Source organism: Veillonella infantium (assembly GCF_002959895.1).
Lineage (GTDB): Bacteria > Bacillota > Negativicutes > Veillonellales > Veillonellaceae > Veillonella > Veillonella infantium.
This window is the reverse complement of the sequence record NZ_PPDD01000001.1, coordinates 113,442-138,063: the sequence shown is the minus strand read 5'-3', so window position 1 is coordinate 138,063 and position 24,622 is coordinate 113,442. Positions and strand designations below refer to the sequence as shown.

General features: G+C 38.2%; 23 protein-coding genes, 1 tRNA gene and 4 pseudogenes. 27 read left to right on the top strand and 1 reads right to left on the bottom strand.

What is annotated here, in order from left to right; all coding sequences use genetic code 11:
* Positions 1-271 precede the first annotated feature (271 nt).
* From VCHSUH03_RS00630 to VCHSUH03_RS00490, 27 genes and pseudogenes are all read left to right on the top strand, one after another.
* On the top strand, positions 272-2,407 hold the full coding sequence (locus VCHSUH03_RS00630) for a ribonuclease J (protein WP_227283661.1): 2,136 nt from the start codon (positions 272-274) through the stop codon (positions 2,405-2,407).
* 194 nt (positions 2,408-2,601) lie between these two features.
* Entirely contained in the window at positions 2,602-3,558 is a 957-nt protein-coding gene (locus VCHSUH03_RS00625) for a DUF2232 domain-containing protein (protein WP_105093684.1), read from the top strand.
* 19 nt (positions 3,559-3,577) lie between these two features.
* A complete protein-coding gene (locus VCHSUH03_RS00620) occupies positions 3,578-5,605 on the top strand; it encodes a DHH family phosphoesterase (protein ID WP_105093683.1) in 2,028 nt (675 codons plus the stop codon).
* Positions 5,602-6,048, top strand: coding sequence for a 50S ribosomal protein L9 (gene rplI / locus VCHSUH03_RS00615; protein WP_004694699.1), 447 nt, complete (start codon positions 5,602-5,604; stop codon positions 6,046-6,048). Before VCHSUH03_RS00620 ends, rplI begins: the two co-directional genes overlap by 4 nt.
* 69 nt (positions 6,049-6,117) lie before the next feature.
* Entirely contained in the window at positions 6,118-7,476 is a 1,359-nt protein-coding gene (gene dnaB / locus VCHSUH03_RS00610) for a replicative DNA helicase (protein ID WP_105093682.1), read from the top strand.
* A 446-nt stretch (positions 7,477-7,922) separates the two neighbouring features.
* Positions 7,923-9,206 carry a Y-family DNA polymerase gene (locus tag VCHSUH03_RS00605; RefSeq protein ID WP_105093681.1) on the top strand — a complete coding sequence of 428 codons (1,284 nt, stop codon included), beginning with the start codon at positions 7,923-7,925 and terminating at the stop codon, positions 9,204-9,206.
* A 4-nt stretch (positions 9,207-9,210) separates the two neighbouring features.
* Positions 9,211-9,534, top strand: coding sequence for a YolD-like family protein (locus VCHSUH03_RS00600; RefSeq protein ID WP_174683252.1), 324 nt, complete (start codon positions 9,211-9,213; stop codon positions 9,532-9,534).
* Between the two features lie 380 nt (positions 9,535-9,914).
* Complete coding sequence (locus tag VCHSUH03_RS00595) at positions 9,915-12,047, top strand: heavy metal translocating P-type ATPase (RefSeq protein WP_105093680.1); 2,133 nt, start codon at positions 9,915-9,917, stop codon at positions 12,045-12,047.
* A gap of 303 nt (positions 12,048-12,350) precedes the next feature.
* Positions 12,351-13,304 carry a magnesium transporter CorA family protein gene (locus VCHSUH03_RS00590; protein ID WP_005385143.1) on the top strand — a complete coding sequence of 318 codons (954 nt, stop codon included), beginning with the start codon at positions 12,351-12,353 and terminating at the stop codon, positions 13,302-13,304.
* Positions 13,305-13,464: 160 nt separating this feature from the next.
* Positions 13,465-13,553 (top strand) — tRNA-Ser (locus tag VCHSUH03_RS00585).
* 121 nt (positions 13,554-13,674) lie between these two features.
* A pseudogene (locus tag VCHSUH03_RS09650) lies at positions 13,675-13,875 on the top strand (IS3 family transposase); the annotation flags it as partial.
* A gap of 111 nt (positions 13,876-13,986) precedes the next feature.
* A complete protein-coding gene (locus VCHSUH03_RS09645) occupies positions 13,987-14,199 on the top strand; it encodes an RHS repeat-associated core domain-containing protein (protein WP_105093678.1) in 213 nt (70 codons plus the stop codon).
* Between the two features lie 283 nt (positions 14,200-14,482).
* The gene (locus VCHSUH03_RS00565) at positions 14,483-14,872 is read left to right on the top strand and encodes an ankyrin repeat domain-containing protein (protein WP_167388597.1); all 390 of its coding nucleotides are present in this window, start codon (positions 14,483-14,485) and stop codon (positions 14,870-14,872) included.
* A 248-nt stretch (positions 14,873-15,120) separates the two neighbouring features.
* On the top strand, positions 15,121-15,573 hold the full coding sequence (locus tag VCHSUH03_RS00560; RefSeq protein ID WP_105093677.1) for a tetratricopeptide repeat protein: 453 nt from the start codon (positions 15,121-15,123) through the stop codon (positions 15,571-15,573).
* An 81-nt stretch (positions 15,574-15,654) separates the two neighbouring features.
* Complete coding sequence (locus VCHSUH03_RS09640) at positions 15,655-15,741, top strand: hypothetical protein (protein ID WP_371732235.1); 87 nt, start codon at positions 15,655-15,657, stop codon at positions 15,739-15,741.
* Between the two features lie 11 nt (positions 15,742-15,752).
* A complete protein-coding gene (locus VCHSUH03_RS00550) occupies positions 15,753-16,217 on the top strand; it encodes a hypothetical protein (protein WP_206602787.1) in 465 nt (154 codons plus the stop codon).
* A gap of 157 nt (positions 16,218-16,374) precedes the next feature.
* Positions 16,375-16,689: an NTF2 fold immunity protein gene (locus VCHSUH03_RS00545; protein WP_105093675.1), complete on the top strand. Its 315-nt coding sequence runs from the start codon at positions 16,375-16,377 to the stop codon at positions 16,687-16,689.
* 401 nt (positions 16,690-17,090) lie between these two features.
* A pseudogene (locus VCHSUH03_RS09635) lies at positions 17,091-17,518 on the top strand (SMI1/KNR4 family protein).
* Positions 17,519-17,642: 124 nt separating this feature from the next.
* Positions 17,643-17,876, top strand: a complete 234-nt coding sequence (locus tag VCHSUH03_RS09630; protein WP_206602786.1) for an RHS repeat-associated core domain-containing protein — start codon at positions 17,643-17,645, stop codon at positions 17,874-17,876.
* Positions 17,877-17,945: 69 nt separating this feature from the next.
* Positions 17,946-18,398, top strand: a complete 453-nt coding sequence (locus VCHSUH03_RS00525; protein WP_105093672.1) for a hypothetical protein — start codon at positions 17,946-17,948, stop codon at positions 18,396-18,398.
* Positions 18,399-18,578: 180 nt separating this feature from the next.
* Positions 18,579-18,719: pseudogene (locus tag VCHSUH03_RS09625) on the top strand (RHS repeat-associated core domain-containing protein); the annotation flags it as partial.
* A pseudogene (locus tag VCHSUH03_RS00515) lies at positions 18,719-19,165 on the top strand (TNT domain-containing protein); the annotation flags it as partial. The pseudogenes VCHSUH03_RS09625 and VCHSUH03_RS00515, both read left to right, overlap by 1 nt.
* A 235-nt stretch (positions 19,166-19,400) precedes the next feature.
* Entirely contained in the window at positions 19,401-19,796 is a 396-nt protein-coding gene (locus tag VCHSUH03_RS09620) for a pentapeptide repeat-containing protein (RefSeq protein ID WP_105093670.1), read from the top strand.
* Between the two features lie 90 nt (positions 19,797-19,886).
* Positions 19,887-20,369 (top strand): hypothetical protein, encoded by a 483-nt coding sequence (locus tag VCHSUH03_RS00505; RefSeq protein ID WP_105085090.1) that lies wholly within the window; start codon positions 19,887-19,889, stop codon positions 20,367-20,369.
* Between the two features lie 408 nt (positions 20,370-20,777).
* The gene (locus VCHSUH03_RS09550; RefSeq protein ID WP_105093669.1) at positions 20,778-21,476 is read left to right on the top strand and encodes a hypothetical protein; all 699 of its coding nucleotides are present in this window, start codon (positions 20,778-20,780) and stop codon (positions 21,474-21,476) included.
* 223 nt (positions 21,477-21,699) lie between these two features.
* Entirely contained in the window at positions 21,700-22,263 is a 564-nt protein-coding gene (locus VCHSUH03_RS00495; RefSeq protein ID WP_105093668.1) for a DUF4303 domain-containing protein, read from the top strand.
* 130 nt (positions 22,264-22,393) lie between these two features.
* Positions 22,394-23,617, top strand: coding sequence for an MFS transporter (locus VCHSUH03_RS00490; RefSeq protein ID WP_060924489.1), 1,224 nt, complete (start codon positions 22,394-22,396; stop codon positions 23,615-23,617).
* Positions 23,618-23,804: 187 nt separating this feature from the next.
* Here the strand turns inward: VCHSUH03_RS00490 and VCHSUH03_RS00485 are convergent, their stop codons facing one another.
* On the bottom strand, positions 23,805-24,602 hold the full coding sequence (locus tag VCHSUH03_RS00485; protein WP_105093667.1) for a hypothetical protein: 798 nt from the start codon (positions 24,600-24,602) through the stop codon (positions 23,805-23,807).
* Positions 24,603-24,622: the final 20 nt, after the last annotated feature.

Sequence of the window (24,622 nt, the reverse complement as noted above, 5' to 3'; positions counted from 1 at the left end):
TTGCAAGACCCATTGGATAGGGACGAAGAGAACGTACCCGTCGCGGCTGACATGTCTAATGATGGCAATATACTCATTTGCTATGGCAAATGGTCACAACAACACTAGGAACGGCAAAAATTGATAGCGCATTTTTGCGCCTATTTGACGAGACGCTAGTATTTTAGCGCCTTTTTCTTTGTGTGGCCTCCATAGCATAGATCAATTCAAGTGATAGGTGAGAAAAGAAACTATGTTAAATAAAATAATGAACAAAATTTTAGGAGGAACTGTGAATACAACAGATAATCAGGTTACTGCACAAGTGAAAGCAGAACCAACAGTAGCAAAACCTGCTACTCGTACAGCTGCGGCTGAAGGCGAACATAAACAGACTCGCCGCCGCACTAATACACGCCGCCCTGCTGGCGAGGGTCGTACTCGTCAACATGCAGCTGGTGAAGGTGAAGGCACAACACGCCAACGCCGTACAAATACTCGTACAAATGCAAATGGTGGTCGTACTAATACGACACGCCGTACAAATACACGTCGCAATGCTGAGCAAGGTGAAGGTCAAGAACGTACAGAACGTAAACCTCGTCAAACTCGTGCACCACGTGGTGAACGTAGTGAAAATACGCGTAATACGCGCTCTAACAATGGTCGCAATAGTCAAAACCGTAACAACAACCGTCCAAATAATCGCTCCACAAACCGCAACAATCAAGAGGCTCCTGTGGAATTAGTAGGTCGTACACCAAATGGCGCTAATAAGGGTAAATTCCAAATCATCCCTCTTGGCGGTCTTGGTGAAATCGGTAAAAACATGACCATCTTCCAATATGAGGACGAAATCATCGTTCTCGACTCTGGTCTTGCGTTCCCTAGCGAAGATATGCTTGGCGTAGATATCGTTATTCCTGATATGAGCTATATCATCGAGAATAAGGATCGCGTGAAAGCTGTCGTAATTACCCATGGTCACGAGGACCATATTGGTTCCTTGGCATACCTTATGAAAGAAATCAATTGCCCAGTATATGCAACAAATCTCGTTTGTGGTTTGATTGAAGGCAAGTTTAAAGAACATAAGGTATCTCCAAAATGTCTTCGTACTATTGCTGCAGGCGATGAAGTTCAAATTGGTCAAGTTAAGGTTGGTTTTATCCAAACAAACCACTCCATTCCTGACTCCTGCGCTGTGTACTTTGATACACCAATCGGGACTGTACTTCATACAGGTGACTTTAAAATCGACCAAACACCAGTTGATGGCCGTTTGATGGATATGCACAAATTTGCTGAGCTCGGTAATAAAGGTGTATTGGCCTTGATGTCTGACTCTACAAACGTTGAAAAACCAGGTACTACAGGTTCTGAAAGTTCCGTAGGCCCTGCTATTAAACAAGCTGTTGGAGAAGCAAAGGGCCGCGTTGTGTTAGCTACATTTGCATCTAACGTATCTCGTATCCAACAAGCTATTGATGCGGCAGTTATGTTCAACCGTAAGGTTGTCGTTATGGGCCGCAGTATGGTAAATGTTACAGAAATCGCTCAAGAACGCGGTTACTTGAACATTCCACCAAATACAATTATCGACGTAGATGTAATGCACAACTACACAGATGACCAAATTATGATCTTAACAACTGGCTCTCAAGGTGAACCGATGGCAGGTTTGTCCCGTATGGCTACAAGCAACCATCGTACTGTAGAGTTGGCGCCGAATGATACAGTTATCATCTCTGCTACACCAATTCCAGGTAACGAAGGTGCTGTAGGTAGAACTATCGATAACTTGCTCCGATTAGGTTGTCACGTTGTATATGGTAAAGACCGTGGTATCCACGTATCTGGTCATGCGAGCCAAGAAGAGCTTAAAACGATGCTCAACCTTGTTCGTCCAGAATACTTCATTCCAGTTCATGGTGAGTACCGCATGTTGCGCCGTCATGGTGAACTTGGCGTTGCTATGGGCGTAGATCCTAAGAAAGTCCTTATCGGCGACAATGGTCAAATCTTTGAATTTGATAAAGATGGTGGCCGTAAAGGTGGCCGTGTACAAGCTGGTGCTATCTTCGTTGATGGCCTTGGCGTTGGCGATGTAGGTAACATCGTTATCCGTGACCGTCAACAATTGGCACAAGAAGGCATGGTTATCGTGGTAATGGCGATGGATAAAGCTTCTGGTACAATCGTAGCTGGTCCAGATCTCGTATCTCGTGGCTTCGTATACGTACGTGACGCAGAAGAACTTATGATTGCTGCAGAACATCGCGTAGACCAAGTCCTTGAAGAATGCGAAATGCAACGCATTAAAGATTGGACTACGATTAAGCAAAATGTACGCGACGCGTTGGGTAAATTCTTCTATGATAAAACTCGCCGCCGTCCTATGATCTTGCCGATTATTCAAGACGTATAATCATATATAATAAACAAAAGTACCGCACCCTATGGTGTGGTACTTTTAACATTTTAAAAAGGACCTATGGAATCTACTATAAATAGCGGTGTTATCGCATTTGTCTACTACATAGGGTATTTGAAGTTACCTTTTTAAACTGTTATAATTAAAAGATACCAATTAATCTATCTTCTTATATAGAATGGAGATTTATGAAACAAACAAATACAAGAGCGATGGTAGAAACAGGATTTGTTAGTGCTATAGGTGTCATCCTTAGTGCTATTAGTGTGTATTTACCAGCTTTCGCTTTTTTATCATTTTTTGTTACACCTGCAGCCATTGGCATAATTGGAACAAAATGGGGTCGCAAGTATAGTATATCGGCAGCTGTTGTTACTACTTTCTTAGCGGTAGTTTTGTTTGGACCATGGAATGGTATACCTGTTGGCTTATTTGCTGCGGTAGGTGTAGGGGTAGGAGAAGGTAACCGTCTTTCTTTAGGGACGATTAAACGACTACTACTCCCTAGTATTGCTATGTTTGTTGCTGTATTAGTAACTTTAATGGCACAAGTATATGTATCTGGTATTACTCTATCAATGATAGATACACAGATGACTGAGCAAGCTCGTATGATTGCTGATCAAGCATTACAGACGAATCCTAATATCACACAGGAACAAGCTGATTTATTTGTGAAAAATGTAGATAAGCTTGCTACTGGTTTGAAGGATGCGTTTTTTGTAGCTGTAGCTATAGCTGCAGTATCATACAGTTATATAACTATTCAGATATCTATATGGCTAGGTAAAAGATTACGTATCTCCATACCTCGATTTTTACCAATTGAAGAATGGAAGATGCCTGTCTGGAGTGCAGGGCTATACGCTTTAGGTATTATTGGTATATATGGTACGCCGCATATCAATATGGACTCTTCCTGGGTCATAGCCATTAGTACCAATGTATTACTCCTCGGTAGTTCTATGTGTTCTATTCATGGCTTTGCAGCTTTAGCAGATTTAATGAGTAGTTACCGCATGAGTAATAAATTGAAGTGGATATTGCTTGGGGTGTATGCCTTTTTCTTTGGACAAGCATTAGCTATATTTGGTGTCATAGATATGTTTTTAGATTTACGGACACGTTACAAAGCGCGTCAATAGTAATAGAAAGGAGGCCGTTATGAAATCCTTTCAACGGAAATGGGAAGGTTTAGAAATTACCATTATTACCGTTATCGTATTATTGTTATTATTGTTGGCCTATCTAAATTGGGCCATTGCAATTCTAGCTTTAATTATCGTGGTAGCGGCATATTTGGTTAACTACAATACCCTTCATAACCGGCGTCGTTTAGCAAGGGAACAGTTTGGGGCGATGATGAAAAACGTCACACAAGCTTCGAACTTTGCTTTACAAAACTTGCCAATGGGGATTGCTCTTGTTAATAAACAAGGTACCCTCGTATGGAATAATAGTGTCTTTGCAGACTGGGTTAAGGTAGACTGGAATAAACTTCAAAAAATGTCTGCTCTTATGCCTGGCTTCCGTATTGATAAAATCTGGGGAAAATCTGGATTTATGACGGAACAGTACGAAGATAAGTATTTCCAAATTATTTACAAATTCATTGATCCTCGTGATACACGACCAAATATTGATAGCGACGATGAATTAGCAGAACATGCGGTAATGGCGCTTTACTTTAAGAATATTACAGACTTAGAAAAGGCGCGTATTAAAGCTGAAGAGGGCCAGCCTGTATGGGGCATGATTCAAATCGATAATCTCGAAGAATTGACAAAAGGTCTTAGTGATCGTGAGTATACTAGCGTTTGGACAGATATTAATAACATTATTATGGATGAAATTGATAGACAAGAAGGTTTCATTCGTAACTTCCAAGATGATATGTATACTTTTGCTATTTCTCGTGGTGCACTTCATGCGATGGAGGAAGATGGGTTTAAAATCCTTGAGAAAATCCGTAAATTGCCTTCTCCTCGTCAAGTGCCAGCAACAATTTCTATCGGGATTAGCGAGAACGTAGGCTCTGTAAAAGAGGTATCGGGCCGAGCTCGTGCTGCTCTAGATATTGCATTAGGTCGCGGTGGTGACCAAGTGTGTATTATGGATGGTGAAAGCACCCACTTCTTTGGCGGTAATACAGCTGGCGTTGAGAAGAATACTCGTGTTCGTGCTCGTGTTGTATCACAAGCTTTACATGAGCTTATGCTTGATTCCGATAAAATCCTTGTGATGGGTCATAAGCGTGAAGACTATGATGCCTTAGGTGGTATCATTGGCGTTACTTCCATTGCCCGAGCATTGGGAAAAGACGTACGTGTTGTACTTTCAAAAGAAACGAGTGCTATCGATAAAATGGTGGCGGTTCTTAATGAATCTGAGTTCTGGCAAGAGCATTTTATCACCGTAGAAGGTGCGAAAGTATGGGTAGATGCGAATACGCTCACTATTGTATGTGATACGCATCGTCAAGAAATGGTAGCAGCCCCAGAGGCGCTTGAAATTTCTGAACGACGCATCGTTATCGATCATCATCGTCGTGCAGCGGACTTCGTAGAAAACCCATTACTTACGTACTTGGAACCAACTGCATCATCTACCTCCGAGCTTGTTACAGAGCTTGTACAATATGCAGGTGGTGGTGTAAAACTTTCAAAGTCAGAAGCAACAGGTATTTATGCCGGTATTGTGCTTGATACGAAGAACTTTGTTCAACAAACTGGTGCGCGTACCTTTGAAGCGGCTGCATTCTTGCGCCGTGCAGGGGCAGATATTGAGCGGGTTAAACAATTATTTATTGAAACCTTCGATTCTGTTCAATTGCGTGCTAAAATGGTATTTGAAGCCAACCGAACTGAAGGGATTGCTATTTCTGTAGCCCCTGAAGGTTTGAAGGATATGATGGCATTAGCTGCACAAAGTGCAGACATGCTCATCAGTAATGAAGATATTGAAGCAGCCTTTGTACTGTATTCCTTGAATGACGGCGGTATCGGCGTTAGTGCTCGATCCAAAGGCAAGGTAAATGTACAGGTTGTGATGGAAGCCTTGGGCGGCGGTGGTCACAGAACTGTGGCTGGTGCCCAATTACAAGGTATGACCGTAGAGGAAGCGAAGCAGGCCATCTTAGAGCGTGCTCTAGAAGCCCTTCATTCCGCTGAACAAGAGGAGGAACAACAATGAAAGTAGTATTGTTAGAAGACGTTAAAAAAGTTGGTAAAAAAGGTGAAATCGTTGAAGTTAGCGATGCATATGGCCGTAATGTATTAATCAAAAAAGGTCTTGGCCTTGAAGGTACAGCAACTAACGTAAATAATGCGAAACAAAAGCAAGAATCCATCGCTCACAATAAAGCGGTTGCCAATGACGAGGCTAAAATCTTGGCAGCTCAATTGACTAAGGTTGAAGTAACTGTAAAAGTTCGCATGGGTGAAGAAGGTCGTGTATTCGGTTCCGTTACTGCAAAAGATATTTCCGATGCAGCTAAAGCGCAATACAAAGTAGATATCGATAAAAAGAAAATCGAAATCAAAGAACCATTGAAAACATTAGGCGTACATGATGTACTCGTTCGTGTTCATCCTGAAATTACAAGTACTATCAAGGTTAACGTAGTAGCTGAATAATAGTGTTCACCATGCTCTTTGAGTATGGTGAATTCTTTTATCCATAGTGGTTTTATAAAGGGGATTATCATGGATGTACGCATTCCACCGCATAATTTAGATGCGGAAAAAGCCGTTTTGGGGGCTTTATTAACGAATGGATCCAACTCGGGTGCTGTTGTCGATACGGTAACGAGTATTCTAAAATCTGAAGACTTTTATCGCGATGCGCATCGTATTATTTATGATGCTATCTTAGAAATCGTGCATGCTAACAAGACGGCGGACTTTATCACTGTTGGTGAAGAGCTAGATCGTCGTAAACGTCTCGATGCGGTAGGCGGTCTTGCTTATATTACATCGCTTGCTAATGAATCGGTGTCCTATAATGTAGAGGAACATGCGAAAATCATCAGTGAAAAAGCTCAGTTGCGCCGTCTTATCGATGCAGGGAATAAAATCGTAGGCATGACGTACGCTGGCGAAGATGAGCCAACGGCTATCCTCAACAAGGCGGAACAAATGGTACTGGACGTAAGTGGTCAAACCCAGTCCGAATCATCATTTGCTCCTATTGGGGAGGTTGTACTATCTAACTTAGATAAATTAAATGCATTGCAACAGCATGATGGTGCTATTACAGGGGTGCCAACAGGCTTTAAAGATGTAGATCATGTCTTTAATGGTCTACAAAAATCTGACCTTATCCTCGTAGCAGCTCGTCCTGCGATGGGGAAAACGGCTTTCACCTTGAACATCGCTCAAAACGTAACGATGTTGTACGACAAGACGGTAGCGTTCTTCTCCCTAGAAATGGGCAAGGAACAGCTGGTTGGTCGTATTCTGTCCTCCGTGGCAGGTGTAAGCTCTGAAAAACTGCGCCGTGCAAATATGGACCCTGCTGACTGGGAAAAGGTTATTGCCGCTGCGGACCGCATGAGCAAATCTAAGCTTTTTATCGATGATACGCCGGGCCTTACCGTGCAAGATATGCGCTCAAAATTGCGCCGTCTTAAGGTGGAACATGGTCTCGATCTCGTTATCGTCGACTATATTCAGTTGATGCAAGGCCGCAACTCCGGCAAGGGTAGCGAGAACCGTCAACAAGAGGTATCTGAAATCTCTCGTAACCTTAAATTGATCGCCCGTGAGTTCAATGTGCCACTCATTGCCTTATCTCAGTTGTCTCGTAGTGTTGAAAGCAGACCAGATAAACGGCCTGTACTGTCTGACCTTCGTGAATCTGGTTCTCTTGAACAAGATGCGGATATCGTTATCTTCTTGTACCGCGATAAATATTACGATGAAAACTCCGAAAAAGGGGATAATGCAGAAGTCCTCATTCGTAAACACCGTAATGGTTCCGTCGGTACCGTGGAACTCCAATTCATTGGGGAATTAACACAATTTAGAGACGTGGAATTCCGAGACATGGGGCCGGAACAATAATGAAAACTATTGTGGGTGTGCCTATATTGATGGGGCCCCGTGACATAGCTACATTTTAATTAAAAAGAAAGGACTATACTTCTTTGCTCCTCGTGACCTGATGTCGCTGCATAAGTATAGTCCTTTCTTTTTATCACTGTAGATATGAAGATGTCCCATCAATATAGTGGCACTAGATAGTTTTCGTTATATTGTTGGTAGAAAAGGAGAAAATTGGTTAAGTTTGTAATTGAATAGTATATTGCAGGTGAAGTTATATCATTTAATCCTAAGTCCTAACTATATAGTTAAGGCTTGGGATTTTTTATTTATACCTAAAATTTACCTTTATAATAACAAACATATGTTTGAAAATACTCTGTATTTTTGTTATACTAATCATAGAGATTCTTCTTTTCATATTTCTTGTAGAGTCTAGTGATTTAGCGGTTTAAGGGGGTGTTTGTATGGGTTCAGCTGATACGGATCGAATGTATATGTGCATTGATTTGAAGAGTTTTTACGCGTCTGTGGAGTGTGCCGATTTGGGGCTGGATCCGTTTACGACGCCTTTGGTGGTGGCCGATGGATCTCGTGGCAAAGGGGCTATTACATTGGCCATTTCACCGGCCTTAAAAAAGCTAGGTGTTAAAAATCGCAGTCGTCTTTTTGAGATTCCTCCGCACATTGAGTATTTGACGGTGAAGCCTCATATGAAACGGTATATGCAGGCGTCTGCTGAGATTTACGGGACTTTGCTCAAGTATGTGGCACCTGAGGATGTGCATGTATACTCTATCGATGAGTATTTCATTGATATCACCCCCTACTTACCGCTCTACAAGAAAACGCCTCGAGAGCTAGCGCAGATGTTACTTGATGCGGTGTTAGAGGCGACCAAGATTTATGCCACTGTTGGGATTGGAACAAACTTGTTCCTTGCCAAGATTGCTCTCGATATCCTGGCAAAACATGCGCCTGATTTTATAGGGTATCTTGATGAAAGCCTCTTTAAAGAGAAAATCTGGTATCATCAGCCCTTGACTGATATTTGGCAGATTGGTAAAGGCATAGCCAACCGCTTACATAAGTATGGTGCGTATGATTTACATGGTATTACCATGGTTCCTGAAGCAAAGTTATATAAGGAGTTTGGTATTAATGCAGAGCTTATTATCGATCATGCTTGGGGCTGTGAGCCTTGTACGATTGCAGATATTCATGCGTATCGTCCTATTAAGCACTCTATCTCGCATAGCCAGATTTTGTTGCGTAACTATACCTATGAAGAGGCGTACGTGCCTATGCGGGAAATGGTGGAGTCCTTGGTATTAGAGCTTTTACAAATCAAAGGGGTTACAAACCATATTCACGTTCATATTGGCTATGCAGATGATATGGTGCGCTCTACTGGAGGTTCTAAAAAGCTTAAACAGCACACTGATTCATTGCAAGCATTAACGACGGCAGTAATTAAATTATATGAACAACATTGCCATAAAAATGAACTTATACGGCGTATAGGCGTAAGCTTTGAGGATTTAGTCAATCGCTCTGCTATACCTCAGGAGGTAGATTTATTCAGCTCTCTTGCGACGGAGGAAGAGGAAAAGGAGCGTCAAGTACATGAGGCGATGTTATCTATCAAGGAGCAGTTCGGTAAAAATGCTATTTTACGTGCCTCTAGCTTGCAAGATGAAGGGACAATGCGCTTTAGAAATACCTTGGTAGGTGGCCATAATGGGGAATAAATTAATGAAACATCGTATGTCTCGTTTGCAACGGGCGAAACAATTTATGCCCTTTGCGGCATTAAAGGGATTTGAAGTATTACTGGCAGCTGTGGCACGGCCTAAAGAGAATCGTGTAGAGCTATCGGAGGATCAAATAGAGGAATTAAACCGTACTATACAATCCTTGGTGGAAGGGGATTTTGTACGAGTGCTTTATTATACAGGGCATTGCTATACGGAATTAGTAGGGACTATCGAGGCGATAGGTAAACCTGCCCATAGTCTATCTATTGGGGGCGTAGCCATTGCTTTTAAAGATATAAAGGAAATTAATCTTTTTGAATAAGAACCCTTTTGAATAAGAACCCTTTTGAATAAGAACCTTTGAAGAGTTGATAATAATAACACTAATGTAATTGGTAAAGTAATCGAATAAAGAAACTCAGTAAAGTAAATTGTAAAGTGAAGAAACATAGATTTGGCCTATGCTCGTGTATGATGAGCATAGGCTATTTTACTAATGTTTAGTGTCATATATTTTGATAATTTTTCTTGACATACAGTATATATTTTATTAAAATAGACATATGAATGGATACTCATATAAAGTATCTGATGAGAAAAGTAAAAATATCTAAAAGATATGCTATAAGATATGTCTAATAAGTATTAGAAACTAACTTACTATATAGGATAGAAGCTTTCACCATTATCAAAGGAGATATCATGGAAGAAACATTGTTGTTGAAGGATTTGAACTGTGCGAACTGCGCAGCAAAAATTGAAGATCGTATCCGTAAAATGGATGTTGTAGAGACTGCAAATTTCACAATTGCTACACATCAATTAAAATTAACCGGCTCTTGGGAAGACCGAGAAGCTCTTAAACGTGACATTCAAGAGATTTGTGATGCCATCGAAGAGGGCGTAACCGTAGCTGATTATGAGCGTAAATCTAAAGCGGCTGTGGATGACCATGGTCATGATCACGACCACGGCAGTGAGGCAGTAACAATTGCAGTTATCGTAGCAGGCTTGTTATTTATGCTCTACGAAGCGTTGACTACGGTTGTTCCGTCCATCAGCTTGCCAGAGTCTATCGAAACTCCAATTTACTATATTGCCTATATTCTTCTTGCGTTCCCAGTATTGCGCATCGCAGGTCGTAATATCTTAAAAGGCCAAGTGTTCGACGAGAACTTCTTGATGTCTATCGCTACATTGGGCGCTATTGCTATCGATGCATTGCCTGAGGCCGTAGGTGTTATCTTGTTTTACCGTATTGGTGAGTTCTTCGAAGAAAAAGCAACTGATCGTAGTCGTACAGAAATCATGAACGCTGTCGATATGCGTCCTCAAGAGGTGCGGGTTGTAGATACAGACTGCGGTGGTGAAATCGTAGTTATGGCTCCTGAAAAGGTTGAAGTAGGTTGGACTATCGAAGTTCGTCCTGGCGATTTAATTCCTCTAGACGGCACAGTGCTTGAAGGTGAAACACGCGTTAATACAGCACCTGTAACAGGTGAACCTGTACCTGTTCGCGCCGTACCTGGCACTCAACTTATGTCTGGTTGTATCAACGAATCTGGTCGTATTACAATGCGTGTAGATAAGGTTCTTGAAGAATCTATGGTTACTAAAATCCTTGATGCCGTTGAAAATGCAGCATCTTCTAAACCTAAAATCGACCGTTTCATTACGCGTTTTGCTCGCGTATACACACCAATCGTTGTAGCTCTTGCATTGGCTGTAGCTATCATCCCATCCCTTATTACAGGCGAATGGCATAAATGGATCTACACAGCCTTAACATTCCTCGTTATTTCTTGCCCATGTGCATTGGTGCTTAGCGTGCCACTTGCATTCTTCTCCGGTATCGGCAATGCGTCTAAACACGGTATCTTGCTTAAAGGTGGTCGAGTTATCGAGGCGTTGGCTAATGTGAAAGCAGTAGCTCTTGATAAAACTGGTACCATCACATCTGGTGAGTTCAAAGTTCACAGCGTAGAAACTGTAGGCTCTCATGTAAGTTCCAGTCAATTGTTATCCATGGCGGCAGCTATCGAAGCCGTTTCTACTCATCCAATTGCAACAAGCATCGTGTCTGAAGCAAAAGATCAAGGCCTTACAGTGGAACCTTCTGATTTCGTTCAAGAGTTAGCTGGTGAAGGTATGGTGGGTATGACTGATGGTCAACAAGTACTTATTGGTAACCGTCGCCTTATGGAACGCTATAATGTGCAAGGCTATCCAACAGAGTCTGCTGAATATGGCACAGAAGTTCTTGTGGCAGAAGGTAATACATACTTAGGTCGTATCATCATCGCCGATGAAGCTCGCCCAGACTCTGCTGAAGCGATTGCTAATCTTAATGGTCAAGATATTAAAACTGTTATGCTTACAGGTGATGCTGAAGCAAGTGCAAATTACATCGCTAAAGAAACTGGTGTAAGTGCTGTTCGCGCTCAATTGTTGCCACAAGATAAATTGTCCGTAGTACAAGATATTCGCTCTGAATATGGTCCAACTATGTTCGTAGGGGACGGCATCAACGATGCTCCAGTACTTGCTGGTGCTGATGTAGGTGGTGCGATGGGTAGCGGTGCTGATGCGGCTATCGAAGCGGCAGACGTTGTATTCATGCGTCCGTCCTTGACTGCTATTGCACATATCCTTGACTTGTCCAAAGCGACGTTGCGCGTAGCATGGCAAAACGTAGTGTTCGCTATTGCTGTTAAAATCCTTATCATGGCGCTTGGCCTCATGGGCTATGCATCCATGTGGTGGGCAGTATTTGGTGATACTGGCGTATCCATCCTTTGTATCTTGAACTCTGTTCGTATCTTGCGCCGCAATTAGGTGAAAGCAGAGTTTATAGCTCTGTTGAGGAACGAAATAAATTACATTCTCCTGATCTGAATGATTAGGACTGATATAAATAACCTCTAGGTTAGTAACTGACTAACTTAGAGGTTATTTTATTGCGTGGATTAAACATTTACGATACTTTTACTATATACATTTGTACATCATAAATAGACATAAAACTGTATATGTATGTTCTAGATACACAAAACTTTCACAATTGAATTGAATAATAGCTATAAAATAGTATATAATTTATTAGATGATTACTATAAGTTCGTTGGAAGGAGGGATAGCATGATTACGGTGTATAAACATATAGAAGAAGAGTTAGTTTCCGATAGCACTGTATCAGATGCCACAAAAGGTTCTTGGGTAAATTTGGTGAACCCAGACCCCGATGAGTTATCCCTTATCAATATTTTGACGGAAATCCCAACGGACGTTTTAAAGACCGCTCTCGATATGGAAGAACGTTCTCACGTGGAGTTAGAGGATAACTACATCTTTATCGTTATCAATATTCCGGTTATCCGCGGTAACGATATGTATGATACAGTGCCGCTTGGTATCTTCTTGACGCCAGACTTCTTTATTACGGTCTGCCTCGAAGAATCTGAAGTATTGTATCCGTTCATTTCTAATCAGATTTCTACGTTCTATACATACAAAAAGACGCGTTTCTTGTTCCAAATCTTGTATCGCACAGCAACTATGTTCTTGCGCTACTTGCAACAAATCAACCGCCGTACTGACGATATTGAAGTCCAATTGCGTCATACTACAAAGAATAAAGACTTCTTCCAATTGTTGGAATTACAGAAATCCATGACATACTTTACATCTGCATTGCGCACGAATGGTACCGTTATGGAACGTCTATTGCGCTTGCGTGGTCATAGTTCCTATAAACATCTTCTCAAAATGTACGAAGAGGATGAGGACTTACTAGAGGACGTTATCATCGAGAATAAACAGGCCATCGAGATGGTTGAAATGTACTCCAATATCTTGATGAACATGATGAACGCCTTTACATCCATTATTTCTAATAACCTTAACTTGGTTATGAAAATGTTGGCGACCCTTACTATTGCTATGGCGGTGCCAACAATCGTATTTAGCTTGTGGGGGACAAACGTGCCATTGCCATTCCAAGATGATCCAGAGGGATTCTATGAGGTTATAGGTGTTGCATTAGTATTCTCTATTATTGCCATTATCGGTATGTGGAAAAAAGATTTATTCTAATTTATGATAATTAGTGAATACTTAATTCAATAGTAAGTAGTTGAAACATTACTTTAACAACAAATACACATGAAAAAGCTGGCTTTGAGCCAGCTTTTTTCTTGTACGATATTACGTTGTTGCTTATTATTGGGCCAATCTGATATAATAATACCGTTATGGAGAGGTGTCCGAGTGGTTTAAGGAGCTGGTCTTGAAAACCAGTGACTCCGCAAGGGGCCGTGGGTTCGAATCCCACCCTCTCCGCCACATTAGAAAGCCCTTTAGGTTATGATATGTACCCCCTTTACTGGATAACCAGTAAAGGGGGTATTTTCATGAGATATAGTTATGAATTTAAAAGAAAAGCAATTGAAAAGGAAATTGTTATGATAACTCTGTGATAGAAACCTTTTTTGGTAGATTGAAAACAGAAATATATTATGGTTTTGAAAAAGAATATATATTATTTAATGCTTTTGCAGTAACGATAGAAGAATACATTAATTATTACAACAACAAAAGGATCCAGAAAAAAATAAAATGGATGCCTCCTGTAAAATACAGGGAAGCATCCATGTGTTTAGGCTAGTAAATAATATGTGTCCAGGAAAATGGGTGCAGATCAATATTTTCAGACGACCTTTTTGGTGCCGTACTTAACCGTCACTACGCCTATATCTACATTCAGTAAGCTTTCCACCTGCAAAACCAATATGTCGACCGTAAGACGGGGCTGCATTACAACCTGATGCGTTATTACGAGCCAGAGGCCGGGCGGTTTGTGAATCAGGATCCTATTAAATATTTAGGAGGTACAAATTTTTATACTTATGCATTTAGTATCGTAAATTGGGTAGATTTTCTAGGATTAAATCCCTTTAGAGTGTTTTGCAAAGTTACAATAATTGTTTAACAAAGCAAATAAAAAAATAATAAATCTGATAAACGTGATCGAGAATATCAACTAGCGAAAAGGTTTTGTGATACTCCAGTATCACCTCAAGCGTCTATATGCGCAACTCTAAGTGCGCAAATTAATCATGCCAAAAGATGTATCGAGTTATAACTAATTGGGACAGAAAAATGTAACCCTGGAGACATACAATCAAAATAAATGGTTGTTAAAATAGGCTAGATGCTTTAAAAGAAAAAGCAAAATCTGAATATACTAAATAAATTCTTTATGAGGCTAAATTATGAATAATTCCTTGAAAAATCTTTTTTTTAAATATCGGGATTTCCCTAGTTTTTTGAATCATAGTCCTATAACCTCCGTACATGACTTAGGATCTATGGGAGAAACATTATTAAATTTAGCAGTTAATTCCCAATCTAAAAAAGATGTTATTCTATTAATAGAAAATGGAGCAAATGTCAATCAACAAGGTGAATTAAATTTCACTCCTATTCAAAATGCTTGTCTTCATGGAAATCTTGATATTATTGAAATTCTTTTAAAAAATGGAGCTAAAACAAATATAAAAAATGAGTTTGGATATGATGCAAAACATTATACATCTGAAGAATATCACGATAAAAAGAAATCTAAAGAAATTAGAAACCTAATGGGATATTACAAACAATAAGTTACATATTTAATAGAAACCTGATAAAACATTAAGGCCGTCTGAAAAACGAAGAAGTTTCAGACGGCTTCGAAGAGGAAACCGGATTTGTTTGGGACGGCAGTTACCTCTTGCAGAAAGTTCAGCCGGATGGTAGATATACCTATATCTACACCGATTCCTATAGCTATAACCCTTGGCACAGGTACACAACCGGACCAACATGGTAATAAATACTCTTTAAAGAATGCACATAAGAAGGAGAAATTATGTATTTAGATCAAGTAAATTATGAATTAAACAAAAAAATCAATGAGTTTGTATGTAACTCAAATGATGCTACTACGCCGGAGGAAAGTATTGATATTCTGAATCAAGCATGGGAACTTTTACCTAAACCAGCCACTCAGTTCGTTGAGCCTACTTCGGCAATCGCCTGTGGTGTTTCAGAAAATTATAAAAAATTAGGTGATTATCAAAAAGCCCTTGAGTGGATGTTAATTGCACTTGAGGCACGAAAAGATGAACCTGCAGCAGGTGTGTTTATATGGACAGGAATCGTTTATTACGAATTGGGTGATATGGAAAATGCCTATAAATATTTTGACCTAACTTATAATGAGCTACGTTACACACCTTTCTCTATGGAAGACAAAAAATATTGGCAATTTTATAAGCAGCGTAAAGAAGAACTAAATCCTAAGAAAAAAACCAAAAAGTAAGATTCGATATTTTCAGATGACCTATTTGGTACCGTACTTAACCGCCGCTACGCCTACGACCCGTTCGGCATACCGAGAGAGATGACTGACATCCACGGCAACCTCTTGTGGTTCGGCGAATACATCGCATGGAAAAATCACTATAAATGTAAAAGTTATCTAGCATAATGGAGATAAATATGCCCTTCTTGAAAATTCCTTATAGAGATTATCCTAAAAAAGGATTGTTCAAAAAACTTTATCGAGAAAACATCTATAAAATAGAGGAATTTAAAGATGAATTTAAGTATTACGAATATACCCCAATAGAGAAAATTATTATTGATGAACATAATTTAGTACCATTTATCTTTTTTTCACCAGAAGGAATAAATTATTTAATGCCTAAAATTATTGATAGCATCAGTAATAGTATTAGAAATGATGATATTCCAGTAAATATAGAAGAATTTATTATAAATATACCTACCGCAGAAAACATCACTCATGCTTTAAATCTCTTAAAAAAAGATGAGCTTATAATTCTTAAAAAGTATTTAGAAAAAATATTATTTGGGGGTCCATCAAATTTGATACAGCAAATAGGTGAACATTATTTATTCAGAAGTATTGAATATCTCGAAAAGTTAATAAGTAATTCCTAAATCTACTTATTATTTTGTTAATCGAATACATAAGCCAAGGTTTCTAGAAAAGTAGCCGTAGCCCGCATGAAACCTCCAATCCCGATATAGGGTGTGCGCAGTACTGCATTACCTACACAAGCACAATCGATTTTTAAATTTTGGTATTAAGGAAAGAATGATGAACAAAATCCGTCTCTTTACTATATTAGTATTTCTTTGTTTTACTTCAGCTTTTGCAAAAGATTTTTTAGACAAAAAGGAGAGCAATATGTTAGTCAGTTCAAAAAATATGGCGCTTGATCTTGCTGAAACATACATAAAAAACGTATATGGAAATACCGTTTCAATAAATCAAAAACCATACCGTATTATTGAAGAGAAAGATGTCTGGATCATTAATGGAGCCCCTCCAAAAGCACTAGGTGGTAATTTCCATATAGTTATTTCTAAAAAAGATGGGAGAGTAGAAGAAATAACCCATTCAAAATAGCAAGCCGTAGCCCGTACGAAACCTCCAATCCCGACGTAGAGCATTGTGGTACGCACGAAGGCGGTTTCGCCTGTCTAAACCACATCAGCGAAGACTACGAAAACTGCCAACAAACCCACTACTTCCACTTCCACTGAGACCAAATCGGCATCCCGCGCGATATGACCGATAAGGATGGCAATTTGTTGTAGTTCGGCAACTACACCGGCTGGGAAAATCACTATAAATGTAAAAGTTATCTAACATATTGGTAATCAAAAAGGTAAAGGTGTAGGAAATGACAGTGTCAGACATGATTTTTGAAATTGCCGTATAGAATATTGGAAATATAGAGCCAGAAAAGAGTTAAGACGTAGAGACCTAAAAGCAGGTAAGTCTTATTAGTTTAATAAGGAGTATTTATGTTAAACAAATTTGTTTTAGAGCAGTTAATTGCTTTCTTTCAAAAAAATCCAGTCGCTCAAGGAAAGCCAACAACTGATGATGAGGTCCTCAATGTAGAGAAATCACTTAATATCAAGTTAGATGACGATTTTAAAGAATTTACAATGAGATTTGGGGGGGTGTCATTAGGGATGCTCAAATATATGGAATACATAATTCCGAATTTCTTGGGGAAGATACAATTATTGATTTAAATAAAGAATTTTCCGATTATCTTAAAGATGGTCAAAGTAATTTAATAATTGGCACCGATGGCTGGGGAAATCCTATTTATATTTCCCCATCTAAAACGGTAATGATTTACAATCATGATACTGATGAATTGCTAACTTTAGCAGCTAATTTTTCAGATTATTTAGAGAAAATTCTTAAAAAACAAATTTAGTAAACTATTTAAACTCAAACTATTTCAGACGGTCTCGATACCTCTTTGAGGTAGTCTGAAAAGCAGTCAAGAAGTTTCAGGTAGCCTCGAAGAGGACACTGAATTCGTTTGCGGTGGCAACCTGTTGTGGTACGGCGAATATATCGCCTGGGGGCGTCTGAAAGAGAAAACCCAGCTAACGGATAGCGCATACCAGACCTTCCGCCTGCAAAACCAGTATTGCGATCGTGAAACGAGGTTGCACTACAACTTCTTCAGGTATTATGAGCCTGATGCGGGACGGTTTGTGAATCAGGATCCGATTGGGTTGGATGGCTGTGATAACCTTTATTGGTTTGCACCGAATGTATCTATTTGATTAGATCCTTAGGGTTTAAATTGTAATAGCCGAAAGAAAAATCCTAGGTTTAGGAAAAGGAGGAAAACCATGTATTTATCTGATATTAATCCTGAGTTAAATAGTGAAATTAATAATATTATATGTGAGTCGAGACAAGCTAAAACTCTTCAGGAAAGGATTAATGAGTTAATGAGGGCTTGGGATTTAATTCCAAAACCTGCTACTCAATTCGTAACCCCAACTAGTGGGCTATGTTCTGAAATTTCTGGCAGATTTAAAGAGTTAAAGGATTATTCTAAGGCACTTGAATGGATAAATATTGCATTAGAGGCGCGAAAAACAGTTCCTGATGGCAGTACATTTCTATGGGCAGGTATTATCTATTACGAACTAGGTGATATGGAAAATGCCTATAAATATTTTGACCTAACTTATAATGAGCTACGTTACATACCTTTCTCTATGGAAGACAAAAAATATTGGCAATTTTATAAGCAACGTAAAGAAGAAATAAATCCTAAGAAAAAAAATAAAAAGTAAGATTCGATATTTTCAGACGACCTTTTTTGTATCGTACTTAACCGCCGCTACGCCTACGACCCGTTCGGCATACTGAGAGAGATGACCGACATCCACGGCAATCTGTTATGGTGCGGCGAATATACCACATGAGGTCGTCTGAAAAAGGACGGGCGGGTTTAAAAGGATGCGCATCAGCCGTTCAGATTGCAAAACCAATACTTTGATAAAGAAACCGGGCTGCATTACAACCTGATGAGATATTACGAGCCTGAGGCCGGGCAGTTTGTGAATCAGGATCCGATTGGGCTTTCAGGTGGAGACAATCTGTATCTCCAGTAGGAATACCATACTCTATGAGAGTCTTACCTCCTGGTTCTAATCTAAAGCCTTATACCATATATAGGGTACTGAAATCAATTGATAATGTAGCTGCAAGTAAAATTATGTCGTTGTTCGGAGAGATTGGATTAGGGACACAGTATGAATTACCAAAATCTGTTAAATCATATAGAATCTGGGCATCTGGAAGAGGTGAAAATAGGAAAATGTTAAAAATTAATGAATTAAATTCATATCTTAAAAGTAAAGGAGTACCAGAAGATAGTTACTCAATCAATGAAGTAAATGATGAATCATTATGTATTGTTGAAGAAAATAAAAAATGGCATATATTCTATTCTGAAAGAGGATTGAGAACCGAAGAATATTGTTGCCAAGATGAACATTTGGCAATTCTATATTTTATAAATCGCTTATCAAAAATGTTAAAATTTTCATTTGAATGAAAAAAGCAAACTGTAGTCTGTATGAAACTTTTAATTATGGTATCCAAATTTCTCTCTTGTTGGTCATACCGCAAACTACGGCTACAACGCCCAATGGCTGCCCGAAACCATTACCGACGCCTACAATACGACAGTTACGAACACCTGCTAGTACCCCAGGAACTGCTCTATTATCTAAACCAAGAATACCTTTGAAAGATATACAACCAGACCCTATAGATTGGTGGTAATAAAAATGATATCAAATGACATTCAAGAATTACTTAAAAATATTACAAAGTCTCTAATTAAAATCGAAACAAAAGAGTTAGATGCTTTAATTTCTAGACAGTTAACCCATATAGATAATATTGATTTTCACAGATACGAAATATCCCATAGGAAAATTGAAAGTCTCAAATTTTCTTTCTGTTCATTTCGTGGTGCGTTCATAAGCTATAGTTCCTTTACTAATTGTAATTTTATTAATTGTTCTTTTATTACGGCAATAGTTTGTAATACAAAATTTACTAATTGTACATTTATTAATTGTGTATTCAGATCAATGCATATACAAGATCATTTAATATCTAACTGCTCTTTTCAAAACTGTCATATAGAAGATAATATATTTTCTACAAATAAAACATAATTTATGACAATGTTGAATAAGGCATTCGGGCCGCCTTTTAGGTGGAAAAATTCCCATGTCTTATTGAATTACAGAAAGAAACTTTTAAAAATGGCAAGAAAAAAACAGAAATGGCAGGTAGGCGATTATTTTGGCATTCCCATAGAAGATGATTTTTTAGCTGTTGGACAGATTCTTGGAAGATATGATTGGATAGGTGTAGCCTGCTTAATTACCAAAATGAAAATTTCCTCAAAAAACCTTCCTTTATATGAAGATATAAAAATAGATAAAAACGATGTTATTGCTGCTATGTTTATTACTGAAGAATCGTTAGATAAAGGATTCTGGCCAATTATTCAACAAGGTATAGTAAATAAAAATATACTGAAACAATATTTTCCTAATATTGATTTAATTGAACAAGGAAATATTATTGGTATTAATACCGAAGGTTCAGCTATTATTGATGATTTTATTAAAGCTTATTTTAGTCTAGCACCTTGGGATGACTGGCATGACCCCGAATACCTTGATAAACTTCTTATTTCTCCCGACAAAAAACCTGAGAATCTCATCTATAAGAACAAATGATCTATTCCAACTCAAAGCTTATCCTGAAAGTAAAATGCTTCGTACTCTTTGAAAAGCCTTTTGAATGCCTCACGAATATATGAATAGCAATTGATGTTTGGTCTAGATATGATGTGCTAAATGGTATAGATAAATATATACAACGCATAACAGTTTGTTTTTTGTATCCTGATATAACTGATTTAAATAATAATGAAATAGATGATTTTCAAGAGCTATTTTTGAATTTATTACTTGATATTAAAGATGGTTTATGTAACCAAAATGGAACCTCATGACTAATATTGCTCAATTTAAAATGAAATCAGGAACAACTATTATTGAAGGTAAAGCTGCACCTCAAGGTTTGGGGTTGCCTGGTGGATAAACACAAAAATATATTAATGTCTTAGAAAGGTTAATAAGACAATGAATCAGGAGCAATTTATAAAAAAGATTAATATAGTTTTAGTCGAAATTGATAAAATGATTAATAATTGTGATGAATATAGTTATACAAATAAACAGCAGTTGGTTTCTATAAAAAATGAACTATATGACATGATTAATTATCTAAATTCAGAAAGTATTTTTCAACAAAAAAAAGGGAAAGAATTTTTATTATCTCGGATAGTAATTGATTCTTGGCCATTTAATAATGAAGTTGGTAAACTCCTTGTAGAATTAGAAGAAGATTTCAATTCTTTGACAAGAGAAAATATAAAAATGTCTAAGTTAAAAATTTTGAATGAAACTCCTTTAGACTTTCAAGAAAAAAATTTTTTTGACGAATGGGAAGTCAGTTACCTTGATTTGATGGAAGTAAATCAAGGTTCTCCCTTAGTTGGAAGTCTATCCATTAACGGTCAAGTTATTATTAAAGAACAGGGGTTTGGAGGGCCTTTGTTGTATTTCAATAGAAAAATATATATTCCAGTTTTTATTAGACGATTTTGCGTTGTTGGATTTAGGCTTGCAACATTAAATTTAGATAATTTATCAATTGGGTATATTGGGGGGATCGAAGACTTGGTTTATCTGAAAGAGATAAAAGATAATAGAATTTATTTCTATACAGATATATATAAAAGCACAGAAAAGAATTTAACTTTATATGAACAAATATAACTTAAGGATATGCTATAAACATCATAACCAAAGGACTTCCATATTAATTAAATTTGAAGAATTTATTCAAAAGTATTGGATAAGTATAACAAAGCTCAAACAGATAGATACATGAGTAAGTAATTGACTAGAATTGGTGGTAAGGTTTTTGGAAAATACGGATCACCTAGTAAATGTGCATAGAAACTGATTGATAATAAAAACTTATAAAAGGAAAACTAAAATGAGTATTTTAAGTAATTATATAATTCAAGATTTAATCCAGAATGTATCTAAAGGAGTTACAGAGTCATTTAAATTTGTATTAGAAAGATATAATTCTAATGAAGTTTTTGCCTATACATTATTTATTGATGACTATTGTTCATATCTGGGGTGGGCTGCTAACACTATTTCTCACTACGAAATAGAAAAAGTAAACTACCCAAAAGAAGACCAGCCTTTTATTAAATGGTATTACCCTCAATTTGCAATAGGACTTGGAGAGGTTCCTGAGAAAATAGATAGTATATTCAATAATGAGATTCAAAATATTCTTAATGATGGAAATACATTAATATCTGAAGATAATTTTGAGCAATATCAGGCGGAAGTATATGATTCAATTATAGAAGGATTTAAAAAAGCGATAGAAAATATAGATAAGAAAAAAACAAATAATGTCATATTTTTTGTTTCTATTGTAGATAGTGATAATACTGAAATTATGGAAAATTATTCTGCTGAACAACTAAATTCATATGATAAATTCCTTACGTTCAAAAATAGATTTCAAAGCAAGCGGTAGCCCGTTCCTTGTATAATACTAGAGAGAACCCTTTATCGTTTTGGTAACGGGTTCTTTTTTAGTTTGAAAAACTCTTTCTATTTATAGTATGATAGCTTTATATGTTATTTTTCTGTAGAAAGGAGCTCGTATGAATCGACTTAGTTTCTCACGAACTCAGATTTTAATTCTTGTCAGCGTGTGGCTAACATTTTTGATTAGCTTTGTTATGCGTTTATCTTGGGCATCCTTGATGCCTATCGTTAATGAGGCCTTGAGCTTTACGCCTCAAATGGGTACAGCCTATTTATCCGCCTTTTATATGGGCTATGCCATTATGGTTCTACCAGGTGGTATCTTAGCGGATCGCATTGGTTATCGTTACACCATTTTGGTAAGCTTACTTGCTATGGCAGTTATTACGGCATTGATGAGTACTATAGATAATTACACCTATGGATGGGTATTACGATTCTTATTAGGTATTGTATCTGGTCCGGTACAAGCATCTTGTTTAAGTGCTATTGGGGATTACTTTGGGCCTAATCAACGTGGTGCAGCCGTGGGTATCTTCATGTCCTGTACATCCCTTGGATTGACTACTGTAAACCTTTATGCACCATATGTGGCAACTAATTATGGTTGGCAAAATGCATTTCTTTTAACAGCAGTATTACCAATCCTTGTTTTCATTCTTAGCTACTTTACGGTTCGTAAGCCAAGTGCTGAGATTTTAGCTCAACGAGAAGCAGAGGTGAGTGCTGCATCTGCTCATATAGGGGAAAAGACTTCTTTAAAGGAAAACTTGTTACATGTTTTGAAGAATCGCAATATTTGTTGTCTTGCCTTTGCAGGCTTCTTTGCTACCGGTGCTACTTGGGCCGTGGCGCAATGGTCAAACTTGTACATGGTTAAACAGCTCGGCGTTAATGCCATCTATGCAGGCCATGTAATGTCTGCCTTTGGTTTAGCCGCGCTTATTGCGAAACCGACTATCGGTATTTTGTCCGATATATTACCGATTAAGAAGAACCATTTGGTGGCGCTTGTTATGTTCTTATTTGCACCAGCATTGATCCTCTTTGCGAGCACCACAAATCCAGATATGCTCTTTATAACAGGTCCAATTCTTGGTATTGGTGCTTTCATGCATAGTGCTTTAACAAATGCTCTCGTAATTCAATCCGCAGCACCTCATTTACGCGGTACAACTGCAGGCTTCGTAAACTTGTTTAATCAGATCGGCGTTATGTTGGCACCTATGATTTTAGGTAGCATGTTAACAGCTACAGGCAGTTATCAATCTGCATTGATGACCCTTGCCATTGCACCAGTTATCGGTGCTATTGCATTGTTCTTTGTACGTCTTAAATAATGTGAAAGCATCATACAATAGGTTCCTCTGATTGTATGGAAACAAACAAAATATGAAACAAAAGAGACTGAATTAGCTCTCCTAATGAACTGCACCCCAAAAATTGGACACAATTTTTGGAGGTGCAATTCAAAATAGGGGACAGTTCAGTCTCTTTTTATACGTTACGAGTAACTATATTTTTTGATTATGGTTTTTGCGGTGCATGATAATCAGGTTGAGGTCTCCAATCACTCATAGGTGTATTTGGATCGGGCATGTCCTGATTTTGAATGTCGAGAATCCAATCACTAGGTCGAGGCCCTTGAGGCGGTGGTGGTGGAACGGGTCCATATATACCTAATTTAGAAGGAAATAACCGTGGTTGATTAGATGTATAAGGAGATTCTAATTGGTTTAGCGGTTTATAGATACCTTCTGGTGGCTGAACTCCAAATAATGGCCTACCTTCTGTTGGAGCTGGTGTACTTAATGGTTTATATGGACGAGGTGGTACGTATGGGTTCTTAGATGTATAGGTAATACGCTCTAATTCCAATGCATTATGTAAAATAAATTGACCTATTTCAGCTACAGGAGAACCCTTTGTAGCGACGTGAGCACCTGTAGATAGAACAGAACGCTGATTATTAGCAGTTCCTATAGGTGCGCCATTTACTTGGTAGAATTTCGCCGGTGCTACATGCCAATCCATAAGATAAATATCTTTAGATGTATTACCACGATGGTATGTATAATTAGTTGAATAATCAGCAATAATATTCTGCTTTTTATAGAGACTAATTGTACGAGCGTGAAGCGTACTATATGTAGGACCTGACTGTGCTAGACTAAGTGCACTTAAGTCGATATACACAGTTTCCGAAGGGCTATTATAAGCAACTTGGTATTGAGTAGGCTTGTTCTCTAATTCATATTGTGAAATCGCACTAGCTGATTGTAATGTTGCTAATGCTAGTATTAAAAAGGGATATAGTTTTCTCATCTTTGACCTCTCTTATGTGG

What these genes read in the sequence shown, in the direction of transcription:
- VCHSUH03_RS00625 (WP_105093684.1), top strand. Translation starts at nt 2,602, where the DNA reads ATGAAACAAACAAATACAAGAGCGATGGTAGAAACAGGATTTGTTAGT.
- VCHSUH03_RS00620 (WP_105093683.1), top strand. Translation starts at nt 3,578, where the DNA reads ATGAAATCCTTTCAACGGAAATGGGAAGGTTTAGAAATTACCATTATT.
- rplI (WP_004694699.1), top strand. Translation starts at nt 5,602, where the DNA reads ATGAAAGTAGTATTGTTAGAAGACGTTAAAAAAGTTGGTAAAAAAGGT.
- dnaB (WP_105093682.1), top strand. Translation starts at nt 6,118, where the DNA reads ATGGATGTACGCATTCCACCGCATAATTTAGATGCGGAAAAAGCCGTT.
- VCHSUH03_RS00605 (WP_105093681.1), top strand. Translation starts at nt 7,923, where the DNA reads ATGGGTTCAGCTGATACGGATCGAATGTATATGTGCATTGATTTGAAG.
- VCHSUH03_RS00600 (WP_174683252.1), top strand. Translation starts at nt 9,211, where the DNA reads ATGAAACATCGTATGTCTCGTTTGCAACGGGCGAAACAATTTATGCCC.
- VCHSUH03_RS00595 (WP_105093680.1), top strand. Translation starts at nt 9,915, where the DNA reads ATGGAAGAAACATTGTTGTTGAAGGATTTGAACTGTGCGAACTGCGCA.
- VCHSUH03_RS00590 (WP_005385143.1), top strand. Translation starts at nt 12,351, where the DNA reads ATGATTACGGTGTATAAACATATAGAAGAAGAGTTAGTTTCCGATAGC.
- VCHSUH03_RS00565 (WP_167388597.1), top strand. Translation starts at nt 14,483, where the DNA reads ATGAATAATTCCTTGAAAAATCTTTTTTTTAAATATCGGGATTTCCCT.
- VCHSUH03_RS00560 (WP_105093677.1), top strand. Translation starts at nt 15,121, where the DNA reads ATGTATTTAGATCAAGTAAATTATGAATTAAACAAAAAAATCAATGAG.
- VCHSUH03_RS09640 (WP_371732235.1), top strand. Translation starts at nt 15,655, where the DNA reads ATGACTGACATCCACGGCAACCTCTTGTGGTTCGGCGAATACATCGCA.
- VCHSUH03_RS00550 (WP_206602787.1), top strand. Translation starts at nt 15,753, where the DNA reads ATGCCCTTCTTGAAAATTCCTTATAGAGATTATCCTAAAAAAGGATTG.
- VCHSUH03_RS00545 (WP_105093675.1), top strand. Translation starts at nt 16,375, where the DNA reads ATGATGAACAAAATCCGTCTCTTTACTATATTAGTATTTCTTTGTTTT.
- VCHSUH03_RS00525 (WP_105093672.1), top strand. Translation starts at nt 17,946, where the DNA reads ATGTATTTATCTGATATTAATCCTGAGTTAAATAGTGAAATTAATAAT.
- VCHSUH03_RS09620 (WP_105093670.1), top strand. Translation starts at nt 19,401, where the DNA reads ATGATATCAAATGACATTCAAGAATTACTTAAAAATATTACAAAGTCT.
- VCHSUH03_RS00505 (WP_105085090.1), top strand. Translation starts at nt 19,887, where the DNA reads ATGGCAAGAAAAAAACAGAAATGGCAGGTAGGCGATTATTTTGGCATT.
- VCHSUH03_RS09550 (WP_105093669.1), top strand. Translation starts at nt 20,778, where the DNA reads ATGAATCAGGAGCAATTTATAAAAAAGATTAATATAGTTTTAGTCGAA.
- VCHSUH03_RS00495 (WP_105093668.1), top strand. Translation starts at nt 21,700, where the DNA reads ATGAGTATTTTAAGTAATTATATAATTCAAGATTTAATCCAGAATGTA.
- VCHSUH03_RS00490 (WP_060924489.1), top strand. Translation starts at nt 22,394, where the DNA reads ATGAATCGACTTAGTTTCTCACGAACTCAGATTTTAATTCTTGTCAGC.
- VCHSUH03_RS00485 (WP_105093667.1), bottom strand. Translation starts at nt 24,602, where the DNA reads ATGAGAAAACTATATCCCTTTTTAATACTAGCATTAGCAACATTACAA.